The 16,976-nt window shown below is 44.3% G+C and carries 15 protein-coding genes; 3 read left to right on the top strand and 12 right to left on the bottom strand.

All coding sequences use genetic code 11. From position 1 onward, the window contains the following. The first annotated feature begins 15 nt into the window (after window positions 1-15). Entirely contained in the window at window positions 16-540 is a 525-nt protein-coding gene (locus AB6E54_RS12585) for a hypothetical protein (protein ID WP_017060115.1), read from the top strand. A 137-nt stretch (window positions 541-677) separates the two neighbouring features. On the opposite strand, the gene AB6E54_RS12580 is transcribed toward AB6E54_RS12585, so the two are convergent. From AB6E54_RS12580 to nrdD, 5 genes are all read right to left on the bottom strand, one after another. Further along, complete coding sequence (locus AB6E54_RS12580) at window positions 678-2,285, bottom strand: ABC-F family ATPase (RefSeq protein ID WP_080582218.1); 1,608 nt, start codon at window positions 2,283-2,285, stop codon at window positions 678-680. 324 nt (window positions 2,286-2,609) lie between these two features. Then, window positions 2,610-3,296, bottom strand: a complete 687-nt coding sequence (locus tag AB6E54_RS12575) for an ATP-dependent zinc protease (RefSeq protein ID WP_017069095.1) — start codon at window positions 3,294-3,296, stop codon at window positions 2,610-2,612. An 11-nt stretch (window positions 3,297-3,307) separates the two neighbouring features. Further along, window positions 3,308-4,492 (bottom strand): amino acid aminotransferase, encoded by a 1,185-nt coding sequence (locus AB6E54_RS12570; protein WP_017060118.1) that lies wholly within the window; start codon window positions 4,490-4,492, stop codon window positions 3,308-3,310. Window positions 4,493-4,757: 265 nt separating this feature from the next. Beyond that, entirely contained in the window at window positions 4,758-5,225 is a 468-nt protein-coding gene (gene nrdG, locus AB6E54_RS12565) for an anaerobic ribonucleoside-triphosphate reductase-activating protein (RefSeq protein ID WP_017064571.1), read from the bottom strand. 155 nt (window positions 5,226-5,380) lie between these two features. Then, window positions 5,381-7,501 (bottom strand): anaerobic ribonucleoside-triphosphate reductase, encoded by a 2,121-nt coding sequence (nrdD, locus tag AB6E54_RS12560; protein ID WP_372106858.1) that lies wholly within the window; start codon window positions 7,499-7,501, stop codon window positions 5,381-5,383. Between the two features lie 303 nt (window positions 7,502-7,804). Here nrdD and AB6E54_RS12555 point away from each other — a divergent pair, with 303 nt between their 5' ends. Further along, entirely contained in the window at window positions 7,805-8,680 is an 876-nt protein-coding gene (locus AB6E54_RS12555; protein WP_171733211.1) for an endonuclease/exonuclease/phosphatase family protein, read from the top strand. A gap of 163 nt (window positions 8,681-8,843) precedes the next feature. Here the strand turns inward: AB6E54_RS12555 and AB6E54_RS12550 are convergent, their stop codons facing one another. The 5 genes from AB6E54_RS12550 to AB6E54_RS12530 form a co-directional block, all read right to left on the bottom strand. Then, window positions 8,844-9,275, bottom strand: a complete 432-nt coding sequence (locus AB6E54_RS12550) for a DUF6691 family protein (RefSeq protein WP_372106856.1) — start codon at window positions 9,273-9,275, stop codon at window positions 8,844-8,846. Next, window positions 9,275-9,736 carry a YeeE/YedE family protein gene (locus AB6E54_RS12545; protein ID WP_010429747.1) on the bottom strand — a complete coding sequence of 154 codons (462 nt, stop codon included), beginning with the start codon at window positions 9,734-9,736 and terminating at the stop codon, window positions 9,275-9,277. The genes AB6E54_RS12550 and AB6E54_RS12545 overlap by 1 nt, the downstream gene beginning before the upstream one ends. A 209-nt stretch (window positions 9,737-9,945) precedes the next feature. Continuing rightward, window positions 9,946-11,178: a glycosyltransferase gene (locus AB6E54_RS12540; protein WP_372106854.1), complete on the bottom strand. Its 1,233-nt coding sequence runs from the start codon at window positions 11,176-11,178 to the stop codon at window positions 9,946-9,948. A 97-nt stretch (window positions 11,179-11,275) separates the two neighbouring features. Beyond that, entirely contained in the window at window positions 11,276-11,740 is a 465-nt protein-coding gene (locus AB6E54_RS12535) for a GNAT family N-acetyltransferase (RefSeq protein WP_029235379.1), read from the bottom strand. 22 nt (window positions 11,741-11,762) lie between these two features. Beyond that, window positions 11,763-12,860 (bottom strand): ketoacyl-ACP synthase III, encoded by a 1,098-nt coding sequence (locus AB6E54_RS12530; protein WP_102333615.1) that lies wholly within the window; start codon window positions 12,858-12,860, stop codon window positions 11,763-11,765. Window positions 12,861-12,982: 122 nt separating this feature from the next. Here AB6E54_RS12530 and trxC point away from each other — a divergent pair, with 122 nt between their 5' ends. Next, window positions 12,983-13,417 carry a thioredoxin TrxC gene (trxC, locus tag AB6E54_RS12525; protein ID WP_372106853.1) on the top strand — a complete coding sequence of 145 codons (435 nt, stop codon included), beginning with the start codon at window positions 12,983-12,985 and terminating at the stop codon, window positions 13,415-13,417. A 102-nt stretch (window positions 13,418-13,519) separates the two neighbouring features. Here trxC and AB6E54_RS12520 read toward each other — a convergent pair whose 3' ends face one another. Together AB6E54_RS12520 and AB6E54_RS12515 are read right to left on the bottom strand one after the other, a co-directional pair. Then, a complete protein-coding gene (locus AB6E54_RS12520) occupies window positions 13,520-15,199 on the bottom strand; it encodes a GMC family oxidoreductase (RefSeq protein ID WP_102333614.1) in 1,680 nt (559 codons plus the stop codon). Continuing rightward, a complete protein-coding gene (locus AB6E54_RS12515; protein WP_065584942.1) occupies window positions 15,192-16,796 on the bottom strand; it encodes a long-chain fatty acid--CoA ligase in 1,605 nt (534 codons plus the stop codon). Before AB6E54_RS12515 ends, AB6E54_RS12520 begins: the two co-directional genes overlap by 8 nt. Between the last annotated feature and the right edge of the window lie 180 nt (window positions 16,797-16,976).

Here is a 16,976-nt window from a genome sequence, read left to right as displayed (position 1 = left end):
TTATATGGAGTCACCATGCTAGGTTGCACGAATAAGACTGTCCTTTTAGGACTCGCTGCACTGTGTTCATTCTCTGCGTCTGCAAACAACTTTAACTACAACACATTCGAGCTGCGCATGGGTACTAGCCCAAGTACTTTCGGTGGTGAAGTCACAACAATGTTCACTCAGAACTCTCATTTTGTTGCTCGTATCGATTCAGAATTTGAAAGTGATTGGGATGCAGCGGTAGGTATGGGATTCAACGGCCCAATCAGTCAATTTGCTGACGTTACTGGCCAAATGTTACTGCACAACATTGAACGGAATGACGATAACCACATCAAAACAGAAATTAACCTTGGCTTGAGAGCTTGGTTAATGGCAAACGTTGAAGTTAACGCACGCCTTGGTCAACTGATCGACAACGATGACACTCGTTCAATTTTGGGTATCGGTGCTCGTTTCCATTCAACTGATCAACTGTCTGTTGGTCTTGATATGCGCAATAACGGCACATATGGCCACCAAATCTTAATGTCGGCTCGATTCGGATTCTAATCTAGATTTCAATTACTGAGTAATAAATAGCTAAACGTATTACATAGAAAAGCCCCGAACATATTAATGTTCGGGGCTTTTTTGTTTGTTAGTTTCGCTGGCTTTTAGTCGTTCACGACCTGAGCCAGCGACTTGCTTTATAAGCTAACCATCAGCATCTTTTTCTGGTGATCTAAGTACTCTTCATAAGTACCTTGGAAGCTCACTAGCTGTTGATCTTTTACATCGATGATGTGTGTTGCTAATGAAGAAACGAACTCTCGGTCATGGCTTACGAAGATAAGCGTGCCAGTGTAAACCTTCAACGCGTCGTTCAGGGCTTGGATTGCTTCCATGTCCATGTGGTTGGTTGGTTCGTCCATTACAAGCACGTTGATGTCTTGCATCATTAGCTTGCCGAATAACAGACGGTTCTTCTCACCACCAGAACAGTTACGCGCTTTTTTGTTCGCATCGTCAGCAGTAAACAATAGGCGACCTAGAATGCCACGTACCATAAGGTCATCGTGCTTCACTGTGCGCCATTGTGAGATCCAATCGAAGATGCTCAGGTCGTTATCAAAGTCAGACGTACTATCTTGTGGGCAGTAGCCTACAGATGCGTTTTCAGACCATTTTACGATACCTTCGTTTTGCTCTAGCTCTTGAACTAGGCAACGTAGCAGCGTGGTTTTACCTACACCGTTCTCACCGATAACCGCAAGACGAGTACCCGCTTCAAGCAGCAAGTTACCACCGGCAAACAATGTTTCGCCATCGAAGCCGTGACCAAGGTCTTGAAGTTCAAGCGCTTGACGGTGTAGTTTCTTACCTTCGCCAAAATCAATAGATGGGCTCATGCGGCTCGATGATTTCACTTCATCAAGCGTGATCTTATCCATTTTCTTGGCACGAGAGCTTGCTTGTTTTGCTTTAGATGCGTTAGCACCAAAACGGTTTACGAAATCTTGAAGCTCGCTGATTTCAGCCGCTTTCTTAGCGTTGCTTGCTAAAAGCTGTTCACGAATCAAGCCAGATGCTTCTAGGAAGTACTCGTAGTTACCAGGGTAGACACGTAGCTCACCGTAGTCGATGTCTGCCATGTGTGTACACACAGAGTTCAGGAAGTGTCTATCGTGCGAAATGATGATCATTGTACATTTACGCTGGTTTAGCTCTTCAGCAAGCCAGTTGATCGTGTGAATGTCCAAGTTGTTGGTTGGTTCATCAAGAAGCAGGATATCTGGGTTTGCAAACAGAGCTTGTGCCAATAGCACACGCAGTTTCCAACCTGGAGCTACTTGCTGCATCAAGCCGAAATGGAACTCTTCTTCAATACCCGCTTGAATTAGGATGTCGCCAGCACGGCTTTCTGCTGTGTAGCCATCCATTTCCGCGAATTCACTTTCAAGTTCTGCGACTTTCATGCCGTCGTCTTCGCTCATTTCTGGCAAAGAGTAAATGCGGTCACGTTCTTGTTTTACTTCCCAAAGTTTTCTGTCGCCCATGATCACAACGTCGATAACGCTGTACTGTTCGAAAGCGAACTGATCTTGGCTTAGCACACCCAGTTTTTCTCCTGGAGTGATAGAAACGTTGCCCGAGCTTGGCGTTAATGCGCCACTTAGGATTTTCATGAACGTTGATTTGCCGCAACCATTAGCGCCGATCAAACCATAACGGTTGCCGTTACCAAATTTAGCAGAGATGTTTTCAAACAGCGGCTCTGCGCCAAATTGCATTGTGATGTTCGCGGTAGATATCAAAGAACTAATTCCTAAGCGTGTACTGACAGATAATTATTAGGCTATTTCAAGAACCTAAATAAGAAGTACGAAAGTATGGATTAAACAAAAATCGAAGCGCGGATTATATAGAGATCTCGATCACGTTGTCGAGGCTAAACAGTAAACGAATAGTAAACATAGACCATTTAGATGCTTTTCATACGTTATGGGGTGTAAATAAAAAAATCCCCACCAGCAGAACTGGTAGGGATTTCATTTATCAACACTAAAAGTCTTTTAAGCCCGTCACCTTTGAAACTATAGCTCTTCAAAACGAAAAGCTTTGATGACGAGCAGAACTTGTTATTTAGTAATTTTCTTCTGAACGTATTTTTTGCTCACGTCGACAACCGCAACATCTCTAAAGAAGCTTCTACCCAACAGAAGTGGGAAAGAAAGATGCGTTCGGTCGGCTAGCGTAAATTCAGTTTTGTCTTTTAGATCGCCAATTTGAATCGAAGCTACAACCACAGCGCGTCGTTGTGTGCCTTCTGCGCTTGATTGCTTGATCTTAACCCAGCGTTCTACTGGTAAGCTGATCTCTTCAGTTGTAATTCCGTCGTGTTCAATCTTGAACTTAACCCAGTCTTTGCCGTCACGTTCAAAATCAACAATATCAACTGCACTGATTGAAGAGGTTGTTGCACCGGTATCGACACGTGCTTTAAACGCTTCTTTTAAACCAGGAACAAACACCCACTCTTCTTCACCAAGAATCAGTTTGCCGTCACTTGTTTTTCTAACCTTCTCTACTGGTTTTTCAACAGGTGCAGGTTTTACTTCCGGCTCAGTTGGTTTTACTTCTTCAGGCTTCTCAGTAGGTTCCGTTACTTTCTCGCCTTCTGTTGCGTCAGTTTTTGAAGAGTCATCCACAACAGGTTGTTCGATTTGAGGCTTTTGCTCTGGCTCAACAGGAGCTTGAGTTGTAGCCGAACAAGCAAACAGGCCACCACTTAGCATTAAAACTACAATCGCTTTCCAATTATACATTCAGTCACCTTCTATTTTGAAACGTTTGCTATCGCTTTTGCTACATAAGGAATATGAGATTCAGAAAGGCCTGCGATATTGATGCGTCCGTCACCAACACCATAGACTCCATATTCTTCACGTAATTGATTCATTTGAGTTTCTTTAAAGCCTAGTACACTAAACATGCCTTTATGGCTTTCAATGAAGTCAAATTGTGACGTGTTATAAGTATTTCGCAATTCATCACATAAACTTTGGCGCAGATTTAACAAACGTTGCTGCATTTCACTCAATTCTTGCTTCCAAATCGATGTTAGCTCTTGATTCTGAAGAATTGTTTTAACCAAAGCGGCACCGTGATCAGGCGGCATCGTGTAAGTTGAACGAGCAAGCGTTAGAAGCTTACCTTTCGCGTTACCAACGTGTTCGCTGTTCTTACCAATCACAATCGCTGCACCCGTTCTTTCACGGTATAAACCGAAGTTCTTCGAGCAAGATGTCGTAATCAACATCTCTTCGACGTTGTTAGCCATGTGTTGAAGACCTTTTGCGTCTTCTTCTAAGCCATCACCAAAGCCTTGGTAAGCAATATCAACGAACGGCAAGAAGCCATTTTTCTGCGATAGTTTGGTAATTTCCTGCCACGCCTCAAAGTCGATATCCGCACCCGTTGGGTTATGACAGCAACCGTGCAGTAGTACCACATCTGATGGACCCGCTTTTGAAAGGTCATCCAACATTCTTGCAGTATCAACTTGCTTCGTTTCAGGACTGAAGTAATTGTAATATCGAACTTTTAAGCCTGCCGCTTCCATCACCGGTTTGTGGTTAACGTAGCTTGGGTTTGAAATCCAAACCGTGGTGTCTGGTTGAGAAACTTTCATTAAGTCACCCAACATGCGAAGTGCACCACTTGCACCCGGTGTTTGAATCGCAGCAACGCGATCCATTGCAGAAGTCCCTTTAAGCAGCAGATCAACCATGCTCTGGTTGAACTCTTCACAGCCTGCTAGGCCAACGTAAGCTTTGGTTTTCTGCGTTTCAACAACGATATCTTGAGCCATAGAAACGGCTTTCATGATCGGAGTTTCGCCTTGATCGTTTTTGTAAACGCCAATGCCTAAGTCGACTTTATCAGTACGAGTATCGCCGCGGTAAGCAACAGAAAGAGATAGAATTGGATCTAAAGTTGGTTTTGGTAGATGTGAAAACATGAAAGTCACAACCCTTTGAAATTCAAGTAATGGCCTCCAAGTTATCATTTTATTTACAATTTAAGAAACAGAAATTCATCAAAGTTTTGATTTTTAGGAGATAACTCTAGTTGAGACTGGTGCAATCTAATATTCCCTATTCCATATAGTTCAATATTCAATCAATTTACAAATTTAGAACGTCATAAAATAAAAAAGCCTCAACAGAGAAGCTGAGGCTACTAATTTGCACTAATGTAGGTTGACGTTAACTAACGAAAGTCTACTAGAGTCGGAACCGATGAATAATTTGGTTTGAACTACCACGCCAATCCAACATTGGATCCGCTTTATCTTGCTCAAAACGACCATCAATCAAAGTATCAACATATTCAAGTACTTGCCTCTGCTTTTCGTCGAGTTCGTCGAGCTCGTAGCCCGTCCACATCCAGATGTCTTTGCCTTCACATTCTGCTTTTACACGCTGAACAAGCTTAAGCACTTCAGACACGTTTGCAGGATGCAAAGGATCACCACCAGAAAGCGACAAGCCACGACGCTTAATTCGCGGATCATTGAGATCAGCGATAATGTGGTCTTGCAGTTCTTGAGTAAACAAATGCCCAGAGTCCAACCTTTGCGTCGATTGGTTATAACACCCGCGACACTGGTGTACACAACCCGACACAAACAAAGTGCAGCGTGTTCCAGGGCCATTTACAACGTCGATTGGGTGATATTGGTGATAATTCATAAGGCAGTATTGAAAACTCTTGATTACTTAATAGTTTGAGAAGATGTGTTGTAAAAGCTGAAACGAAAGAATTGGTATCGACATAACGCCGATACCAATCATATTTCTTGAAACGTAGCTCTTCTAAGTAAGCTAGCTAATAATCTTAGAGCTTACTAAAGATGCTTCACGCGGCGTTTAACTTCTTCTTGCTTACCGAAGTTAAATGGTCGTGCATCTGGGCTACCAAGGTAACCACAAACACGGCGCGTCACCGATACTTTGGTTGAGTCATGGTTGCCACATTTAGGACACGTAAAGCCCTTACTTGTACAGTCGAACTCACCGTTGTAACCACATTCGTAACACTCATCAATCGGTGTGTTAGTGCCGTAGTAAGGAACACGTGTGTAGCTGTAATCCCATACGTTTTCTAGTGCTTCGATGTTCTTCTGCATGTTCGGGAATTCGCCGTAACAGATAAAACCACCGCTAGAAATTTCAGGATAAGGCATCTCGAAATCGATCTTGTCGTATGGGTTCACTGTCTTCTGCACATCTAAGTGGAAGCTGTTGGTGTAGTAACCACGGTCTGTCACACCATCAATCACACCAAATTCTTTGGTGTCGATGCTGCAGAAACGGCTACATAGGTTTTCACTTGGTGTGCCGTATAGGCTGAATGCGTAACCTGTCTCTTTCGTCCAAGATTCCACTTCACGCTTCATGTACTCCACCAGCTCAAGCGCTTTAGCACGCATTTCGCCATCGTCGTACAGGTGAACGTCAGAACCGTAAAGTGCTGTCATCGCTTCGTGGATACCAATGTAACCAAGAGAAACAGACGCGCGGCCGTTCTTGAAGATATCGGCAATAGAGTCGTCTGCTTTCAAGCGAACGCCACATGCACCTTCCATGTATAGGATTGGAGCAACACGTGCTTTCACGTTTTCTAGACGAGAAATACGAGTTTCTAATGCACGACGAGCCAGCTTGAGTTTATCATCAAGCAGTTCGTAGAACTTAGCCATATCTTGTTTTGCGTTAATCGCAATACGTGGCAAGTTCAAGCTAACAACACCTAAGTTGTTACGGCCTTCGTGAATCAACTCACCATTTTCTTCATAAGTATTCAAGAAGCTACGACAACCCATAGGAGTTTTAAATGACCCTGTCACTTCTACTACTTTGTCGTAGTTAAGAATGTCTGGGTACATACGCTTAGACGCACACTCTAGCGCTAATTGCTTGATGTCGTAGTTTGGATCTTGCTTCTGGTGGTTCAAACCATCTTTGATCGCAAATACCAGTTTAGGGAATACCGCTGTTTTACGGTTCTTACCCAAACCTGCAATGCGGTTTTTCAAGATTGATTGCTGAATCAATTTCGATCCCCAGCTTTCACCTAAACCAAAACCAAACGTCACGAATGGTGTTTGACCATTAGCGGTGTGCAGCGTGTTTACTTCGTACTCCAGAGATTGGAACGCGTCGTAACACTCTTTCTCTGTGCGAGAGATAGCAAAGCCTTCTGGGCTATGAATGTCCCACTCTTTCGCTAGCGATAAGTGCTTCTCGTAGCTCGCCATAACGTAAGGTTCAAGAACCTCATCGATGCGGTTAATCGTTGTGCCGCCGTAGATGTGACTCGCCACTTGCGCGATGATCTGCGCGGTTACCGCTGTCGCCGTAGAAATAGACTTAGGTGTGTCGATTTCCGCGTTACCCATCTTGAAGCCATGCGTTAACATGCCTTTCAGATCGATAAGCATGCAGTTAAACATTGGGAAGAACGGTGCGTAGTCTAGATCGTGGTAGTGAATATCACCACATTCGTGAGCATGTACGATATCACGTGGCAAAATGTGAGTTTTCGCATAGTGTTTAGCCACGATACCCGCCAGCAGGTCACGCTGAGTTGGGATTACTTTGCCATCTTTGTTCGCGTTTTCATTGATTAGATCAACGTTGCTTTCTTCGATCAAACCTTCGATCTCACGAGTTAAAGCGCTTTGCTTCTCACGGGCGATGTCGCGATCATGACGATATTCAATGTAGGCACGAGCCAGAGACTTGTATGGTCCCTGCATTAGCTCGTTCTCGACCATGGTTTGAATTTCAGAGATATGAACTTCATCGTAGTCTTCGAGCTTCAACTCAACTGCTAATGCCACATTCAGTGCATAAATAGCAATTTCCTTATCGGCTTTGTCTGATGCTGCTTCCACTGCAGCTTGGATGCGATCTCTACTGAATGGAGCTCTTGAGCCATCACGCTTGATTACGATTGATTTCACCACTTCTCCTTACTCTTGAGGTATTCACAGACTTATCCACAAACACACTATATAGAGCGATTTATCGTTTAACTAACACTAGATATTGTGGCGTATTTAACGAGAACCACCAACTTTGAGTATTGATTTGGATCAATAAAAAGAGAACGCTGACTAAGATCAATTCAATATTATTACGCTAGTTCTCAAGTCGAAAAGAAACAATGTAACAATAAAAAAACTCCTAAAAAGAGTTGAATTTTTGGTAAGTGTTGTAGGATAACGGCTCATCAATATTGGCAGACAAAATTAGGGATATTTGGCATGAAACGACTTCAAAACTGGATAATGTTAGGCTGCTTACTCAGTAGCCAGACATTTGCTGAACCTTTGACCATATCCAGTTGGAATATCGAATGGTTATCAACCAACGAGGCTGTGAATAAGTTTTCTGACAAACGTGATCAAGCTGATTTCGACAAACTCGCAACTTATTTTCAATCCTTAGACGCAGACGTGGTTGCGTTTCAAGAAGTCGATAACGTAAATGCCATTCAGCGTGTGGCTGGTGATCAATACAAGATATTGATGTCTGACCGGGCGCTATCTAAGAACAGCAACCGCCAATTTAAAGAAGTGAACCAATACACGGGATTTGCAGTTCGTAAAGGAGTAGCCCTCATCGACTACGCTGACTTTCCGCTTGAAACCACATCCAACAGTAAACTTAGGTTTGCCAGCTATATCGTTGTAGAAACAAACTTTAAACCCATTCACATGTTGTCTGTGCATTTAAAGGCAGGTTGTAGCGGAGCGTATAAGTCCAACCGCGATTGCTCTCGTTTAAAAGAGCAAGCTCAGCAACTGAACAAGTGGATAAAGCAAAGAGAGCGCAATAACGAAGACTACGCCATTCTTGGCGACTTTAACCATAACCTCGCTTACTCACGAGATTGGATGTGGAAAGAGTTATCACAATATACTGATGCGCAGTTAGCGACACGAAAGACCCGTGCAGATTGTAAGGTACGCTCTAACCGCAACAATTATCGCACACATCAGTTCCGCTCTGTTATTGATCATATTGTGGTGAGTGAGTCGCTAAATGCTTCTCCTGCAAAGCAGAAGGTATTTGAAACACAAGATGTTCTGGACTACAAACTCAGCGACCACTGTCCAGTTTCAACGACTATTAAATAGTAGATTTTAGATAACAGCAGATTGTAGATAACCGAAAATAATAGAAACAGTAAATATAGAAAGAGGCTGACTGACTTTCGTGCTGAAAGCGAGTCAACCTCTATGCTTGGTCAGCTCAGAACGGATAACGTCAAAGCCAATGTAATCAGCTATAAGCTTGCTACTAACACGTTTTGTTCATACGATCCGCCAGCCACATTCCCACCAGCATGCTTATCATAAACACCCACACCGTCGGGTTGCCGCCACTTAGGCTGGTTACCGCAGGGCCTGGGCAAAAGCCTGCAATCCCCCAGCCTAAGCCAAACGCTGTAGATCCAAGAATCAGCTTTCTGTCTATCAACGGATTGTTACGGCTATCTAACGGCTCGCCATTGATGGTTTTAGCGCGCTTTTTAATGACCAGATGATAAAACGGTGCAAAGACCAATAGCGCGCCACCCATGACGAATGCCAAACTAATGTCCCAGTTACCGGTAATGTCTAAGAAGCCGAGTACCTTCTCAGGATCAACCATCCCTGAGATGATCATGCCAGAGCCAAAAAGAATACCTGCGACCAAACCGATAACGATAGTAAATGAAGCGTTTTTCATTATGCCCCCAAGCCAGTCAGATTCTTGATAAACACGGTTACGATTGCCACACCCATAAATACACAGGTCGCAACAATAGAACGTTTAGATAAACGCGCCATTCCGACAATGCCATGCCCGCTAGTACAACCGTTCGCTGTTTTAGTACCAAAGCCCACCAGAAGGCCAGCAATAATCACTAAAGCGAGATTCATCTCTTCTAACTGCGGAAGTTGGTAGCCCGTCGGAATTAATAGCCAACCACTTGCGACCATTCCCACAACAAAGGCGATACGCCAGTGTTTTTCGGTGTTTGCTGTATCCGCATCTTTACGTTCTTTGTTGCTGGTGCCAGTTGGCAATAATCGGCTGACAATGCCACTAATGCCAGCAACTCGACCAATCCCCAACATTAAAACAATGGCCGACACGCCTAACAACATGCCGCCGAAAAAAGCATCCCAAGGAATCAAACTAAGCACAAACCTCTCCTATCCACAAACATCATAAACTCATAACAACCTATAAATTAGAGTTTACTAATAAATATAAATTAGTCAATGCTAATGTACTGCGAGTATGTGTCGTTTTGTAAGTCTGGAATTAACAAGCGCCCTGCATGAAAAAAGCCCCTAGGCGTTAACCTAAGGGCTTATGATTTAATTCGGTTGTATTGGTTGTATTATGTAAGCTACTTAGTCTTGTTCTTTTCAGCTATCCACTGGGACATATACTTCGTGCTCGCCATGCTGTGGTGTTTGAGCATCGAACCAAAGAAGTTATCCAGTCGATGAGATTCAAGATCCGACTCTAACGCAATCAATCGCTCAATCAATGTGTCGCCTAGTTTATTCTGCTCGTAGTGCGCTTCAAGGATTGAATGACATCGGCTTTGTGCCTTAAGCCACTTCTCTTCATCTTTATAAAGGGCAACTGCAGCTTCAACAAATTCGTCGATATCATCAGCAACCGCACCTGGCCATTGCAGTTCTCCTTGTGGCAACATGCCTTCGCTGCCGATTTCACTGGTCACGTTCGGAGTCTGTAGCTTCATCGCATCAAGTAACTTGCCTTTAATGCCTGCGCCAAATCGTAAAGGTGCAACACACACACGAGCCTGCTCCATCACTTCTTGAGCGTCTTTCGCCCAACCTTTGATATGGAAGCCAGTTTTAGGGTTATGCAAAGCGGTTGCTTTTGGCGGCGGATACGATCCATAAATATGAAGTTCAGTGTCAGGTAACTGTTTACGAATCTTCGGCCAAATCTTCTGTAGCCGAAGTACGGCATCCCAGTTCGGTGCGTGTCTAAAATTGCCTATCGTCATGAAATGCTTACGTTCTTCAAAGCTTTTCGTGCTTTCAGGAAGCGTATTAAGATCAACCATGAACGGCAGATGATGAAGCAGTTTGGGATCGATATTGAACTCAGATTGAAGCAGTTCCATCTCGTAACTTGAAATGATCAACGAAAGATCACAGCGCAAAATCGCGGCAATTTCACGTTTAGCCAAGTCACTGTACAAGTGTGCTTTGGTCAGATCTGTTTCTTTCTTAACCGCTTCGTGTCGAGCATTACGCAGAAACTGTAAGTCTTCCGTATCCAGTAACTTAAAGGCATTCGGGCATACTTTCTCGACACGCCAACCAAACTGTTCTTCCATCATAAAACGGTCAAACATCACAACATCGGGCTGCAGCTCTTCAATGTAATCGTCAAAGCTATCGCAATTTAACTGTATAGATTGGCTTGTGATGCCCTCTTCAGAGAGATCAATCATGTGCTCGGTTTCTTGAGCGGGTGTTGCAAATTCAACTGACCAACCTTGTCTCTTAAATAGACGTAAAAGAGACATCATATGGCTGCCAGCCGCCGATGAATTCGGTTCTGGCCAAACGTAGCCAATTGCTAAAACTTTCTTCAAAATACTTCCTAAGAAATAACAAAAGGGCCACAGAAGCCCCTAATAAAACGTTAATCGAGTTATGCCGCTGATAATAATGGTTCTAAGAACTCAGCGATCAGATTCGTTCACCTACATTGCGAGCTATCATAAGCACTTCATCGGCTGAGTAAAAGTTTGAAATCGTGGTTTCGACTTGAGCGCCCAATGTCGACTGATAGAGCTTTTGTGCAAAGTTATCTGCTCTGGTGGTCACTAATACATGTTTTAGTGTCGAGCCCTGCTCTGATAGCTTCTGCTTCACTTGAGGCAAAGAGTCTAGAATCAGCTTTTTGCCCAATCCTTGCCCCTGAGCACTCGGTAACACAGCAAGTTGTTCTAGCTCCAAAACAGCTTCAGGCCTAAACCCACTCTTTTGAACCCAAATAATGTAGCCGACAATCTCGCCATCGCTTTCAGCAACAAAGTTAAGAAAGCGTGGCGCAGCATTTAAGTTACATTGTAACCAATTTTTTGAGTTTTGCTGTCGAACAAAAGTAGCTTGGTGAACTAAAGCCGCTCCATCGAGGTCGGCTTCTGTCATAAAACGAACTTGGGCCATGCTGCTACTCATTCTCAGAATTAGGACGCGTTTTACAGTGTAAAATGGCTCTCTCTAGAAGTTCTAATGCCGAGCTATCTGCTTCTGGAAGCTTAGCGTCCGATTGACCTAACGGCTCAACACGGCTACCCCACTTAATATGGCCTGCCCCCCAAGTTAAACCGGCACCGAATGCCGCCACAAGAATGTTTGAGTTAGGTTTAACAAAGCCTTGCTCTAACGATTCACACAATGCAATCGGCACAGTCGCAGCCGATGTGTTGCCGTAGTTTTGAATGTTCACAAACGCTTTCTCACGTTCAATGCCCGCCATATCACACAGAGTTTGAATAATTCGGATGTTCGCTTGGTGCGGAATCACAACATCGATGTTTTCAGTTGAGATGCCAGTGCGACTCAATACTGTATGTGCTGCAGCGCCCATTCCTTTCACTGCACGCTTGAAGATCTCTTTACCAACGAAATCAAAATCCCAGTAACCGTTATCAGCAGCAAAGCGGTCCATAGAAGTACCGAATTTTGGTACTGCTAGAATGTCACGGCCCTCTGCGTCACAACCGATTTGAGCTTCTTGTAAACCCACTTGCTCTTCAGTACGTGATAGAACCACAGCGCCAGCGCCATCACCGAATAGAACCGCAGTATCACGCTTGGTCCAGTCGATGAAGAATGAAAGACGCTCTGCACCCACAACGATTGCATTGCGGTAGTTGCCCGCTTGAATCAATCGAGTTGCTGTTTCAACACCGTAGATAAAGCCTGTACACGCTGCATTAAGGTCAAAAGCTGCTGCGCTCTTGATGCCTAAGTTCTGTTGAACTTTAGACGCGGTATTTGGAATAAGAGAGTCTGGACTGCACGTCGCTACGATCACAAGATCGATATCTTCGGCTGTTAAACCAGCACACGCCATTGCATGTTGAGCAGCAACGGTCGCTAGCTCAGAGGTATTTACATGACTGATACGACGATTTTCGATACCAGTTCGAGTACGAATCCACTCGTCAGACGTATCAATGAAAGTGCTTAAATCATCATTGGATAGCACGGCTGGTGGCAGACACTTTCCCCAGCCCGTAATTTCAGCGTAAAATTTTGTCATCATTTACCTGTTTATTGTTTGTTTTTATTTGAGTATCTTATTCTTGTTTTAAACAGTATAAGCGTTCCGTACATGATTCGTAAATCGCGTTAGGCACGGAGACGCAATAAAAAGAGAAAGTTATGTCTACATTCAACACACGTTGCCCTTCTTGCGGTGGCGTAAACCGAGTTCCTTCAGAAAGAATTTCAGAAAGCCCTACTTGTGGTAAGTGCAAAAACGCACTTCTAGACGGTGCACCAATCGAAGGTACGTCACTGAATTTCCAATCAATTTTGAACAGTCCACAGCCTGTCGTTGTCGATTTTTGGGCGACATGGTGCAACCCATGTGTAGGTTTCGCACCTGTGTTCAGCGATGTCGCTAAAGAGCGCGCTGGCGATGTTCGATTTGTTAAAATTGATACCGAAGCTCAACAGCAACTGGCGGCTATGTATCAAATCAGAAGCATCCCAACGGTGATGGTGTTCAAGAACGGTCAACGTGTTGATACGATTAACGGTGCACTGCCAAAAGGTCAATTTGATCAGTGGCTTAATCAAGCACTAACTAAGTAATACTATTGGTTAAGCTATTGATTTAGCATTACTTAATTCTAAGTAAGCACACAAAAATAGGTTAGAGAGTCTTACCAAATCAAGACTATCTAACCTACTGTTTTATTTATGGTTATCACTTAACTTCTTGAATAAAACTACAGCTTCGCCTTTCGCTTGAATATTAGATTCTTGCTTGCCAAACCCGTATTGCTGTTTGATTTGATCTGCGACTTTCTCAGCAATCATAATGGTTGGTGCATTGGTGTTTGCCCCAATCAGTGTCGGCATCACAGAAGCATCAATGACTCTCAAATTATCCAATCCATAAACTTTGAGATCTTTATCTACCACAGCTAAAGAATCGCTACTAGGTCCCATTTTACAGGTCCCGATCGGGTGATACTGAGTGTCTGCACGATTGCGAATATCTTGCTCGATAGCCTTGTCATCACTGGCGTCCACAGGGTAGAAAGCATTGCCTCGGATATCATCAAACGCGGAACTCTCTAACATTTGATACTGCTTCTTCCAGCCCTTAATCATGATCTCCATGTCTTCAGGATGACTGAAAAACGCAGGATCGATCTTAGGCGGATCATAGGGATCATTACTATTGAGCGTTACGGTGCCGTAGCTCTTCGGTCGCAATAAGGTGACATGAGAGGTAAAGCCATGACTGGTATGAATTTTTCTAGCATGGTCATCTACAACAGCGACCACAAATACAAACTCTAAATCCGGTACAGCGATATGATCTTCGGAACAGAGAAAGCCTATTCCCTCTGCAAAATTACTGCTCATTTTGCCGCGGCGTTCTTTGTGCCATAGTGGTAAGGCTTTGGTCATTTCAGAGGCCATTTGCAGCGAGATACCAAAAGTTTCACGCTTTTCACTGCATTTATACGAATGTACTAAGTCGATATGATCTTGAAGGTTCTTGCCCACTCCAGGTAATTCATGAACCTGTTCGATTCCATGTGTCTCTAGTTCAGTTTGAGCACCGACACCAGACAGTAACAGCAATTGGGGAGAACCAAACGCGCCAGCGGAAAGAATCACTTCTTTGTTGCATCGTATCTGATAACGCTTTCCGCTAGAACCATATTCAACACCAATCGCCTTCTTGCATTCAAACAAAACCTTATGTGTGGTGGCTTTAGTCACGACCGTGAGATTCGATCGTGAAAGGTTTGGCGTTAAGTAAGCCTTGGCAGCACTGCATCGTTCACCATTCAGCTGTGTTACCTGCGTCGGCATCGCCCCAAACTGAGCAGCGCCGTTAATATCCTCATTGCGAGGTACACCTATCGATTCACACGCCGTTAAATAACGTTCCAACATAGGGCTTGGCGATCTAAGATTGGCCACATTAAGAGGACCACCTTGGCCATGGAACTCATCTTGGTGGACTTCGTTGTTTTCTGCTTTCTTAAAGTAAGGCAAACAGGATTCATAGTTCCAGCCAGCATTGCCCAAGCTTTCCCATCTATCGTAGTCATAGCGATGTCCACGAGCGTACATCATGGCATTGATAGAGCTAGAACCGCCAAGTGTCTTACCTCTAGGCTGATAGCCTTTACGACCGTTCAAACCCGGCTGTTCAACCGTTTCGAATGCCCAATTATTGAGTTTGGTTGGCATCATCGCCACCACGCCAACGGGTGTGTGAATGAATGGGCTGGTGTCTTTACCACCCGCTTCTAACAAGCAAACCGTCACATCAGGATCTTCCGACAGCCGAGAAGCCATCACACACCCAGCTGAACCACCGCCAACAATAATAAAATCATAACTATCCATTTGCCATCTCCGCTATTTCTAGTGGGTGTAACTCACGCTTCAAGATTTTTCCGGTTGCTGTCATGGGTAAGGCTTTACGAATGAATACCTTACGCGGGTATTTGTAGTCGGCGAGTTGCTCACGACACCATGCTATCAAGGCGGCACTATCACATTGCGTATGTTCGTGAAGAACCACATGCGCGTGGATCTCCTCGCCTAAATGTTCATGATGCTCGCCTACCACCGCGACCATTTCGACATCGGGGTGACACATCAACACTTCTTCGACTTCACGTGGATAAACGTTGTACCCACCACGAATAATCATGTCTTTAACACGGTCAACAATGAACAAATTGCCATGCTCATCGACGCGACCGATATCTCCCGTTAAGAACCAACCATCACGAATAGATTCAGCTGTCGCCTCTGGCCTTTGATAATAGCCTTTCATCACACTTGGGCTTTTAATGCAGACTTCGCCGAGTTCACCCATAGCGACAGAGTTGCCTTGTATATCAGTAATCTTGATGAGGTGGCCACATAAAGGCTGACCGACACTACCCGATAAACGATCGCCATCAATATGATTAAAGGTCGCAACCGGCGCCGTTTCCGAGAGCCCATAACCTTCTAAGACTGGTAATTCAAAACGAGATTCAAACTGTCGTATAACCTCAAGCGGCATAGAAGCACCGCCAGAAACACCTAACCTCAAGCTGTGTTTAACCTGTTCAGAGCGTTTGCTTGTGTTTTCTAAACTATCAGAAGACTCTTCTCCCGCCTTTAATAGCGCGATATACATAGTAGGAACACCCGCAAACACGCTGACTTTATGGCTAATGATCTGTTCAATAACCAATGACGGTTCAAAACGAGGAATCAACACCATGGTGGACCCTGTTAGCACACTCGCGTTCATCATCACCGTCTGACCGAAGCTATGGAATAAAGGCAGTGTAGCCATTGTGGTGTCGCTGTACTCCAATCTCATTAGATACTGTGACGACATCGCATTGGTTTGCATGTTGGTGTGGGAAAGCTCAGCCCCTTTTGGTTGACCGGTCGTGCCAGAGGTATAAAGGATCACAGCGGTATCATCGCCATGACAAGCCACAGACTCAAAAGGAGTAAAAGGTTGTGCCAACCAATCAGCGATTGATTCATGCTCCCCATTACTTTCTAAAGTAGTGTCTGTGTTTGTTGGGATAGGCATCTCGACAAAGTGTTCACAGTGGTTTGCCTGCTCAAAACCTTGTAAACCATAGCGACCAATTGGAAGCTCTTCACTGCCGTCAAAACATAAATAGGCCTTCGCGTTAGAGTCATTAAGGTGATAAGCGATCTCTCTGGCCTTGAATAGCACGTTCAAAGGCACGACTACACAACCCGCTTTTAGAATCCCGTAATAGGCTATCGGAAAGTAAGTCACGTTCGGGCATGACAACGCTACCTTATCTCCGTTCTGCAACCCAAGTCTTTTCAAGTTAGCAGCCACGTTTCCAGAAAGTTGTTCTAACTGAGAAAAACTGATTTCATCCGATCCCATACGCAGAGCGGCTTTAGTTGGAAAAAGCGAAGCGCTACGCTCCAAATTAACAGCAAGATTGTGCATCCATGATCTCCTTGTGCGGCTTAGACCTGTTTGTGACGGTCACCGTAGACGTTCTAATCGTTGTAATAAGTCTCTTTCTTGTCATCACGAGCCTGCACGTTGGTGTGTCATGTAGATAAGAGTCGTTATTGAGCAAAATGTTTGAGACGCTCCAATGTGCAGCCCAATAAATTACAACAT

The sequence above is a fragment of the Vibrio sp. 10N.247.311.49 genome (assembly GCF_041467655.1).
GTDB classification, from domain to species: Bacteria; Pseudomonadota; Gammaproteobacteria; order Enterobacterales; family Vibrionaceae; genus Vibrio; species Vibrio crassostreae_C.
This window is presented reverse-complemented; position numbering and strand designations above follow the sequence as displayed.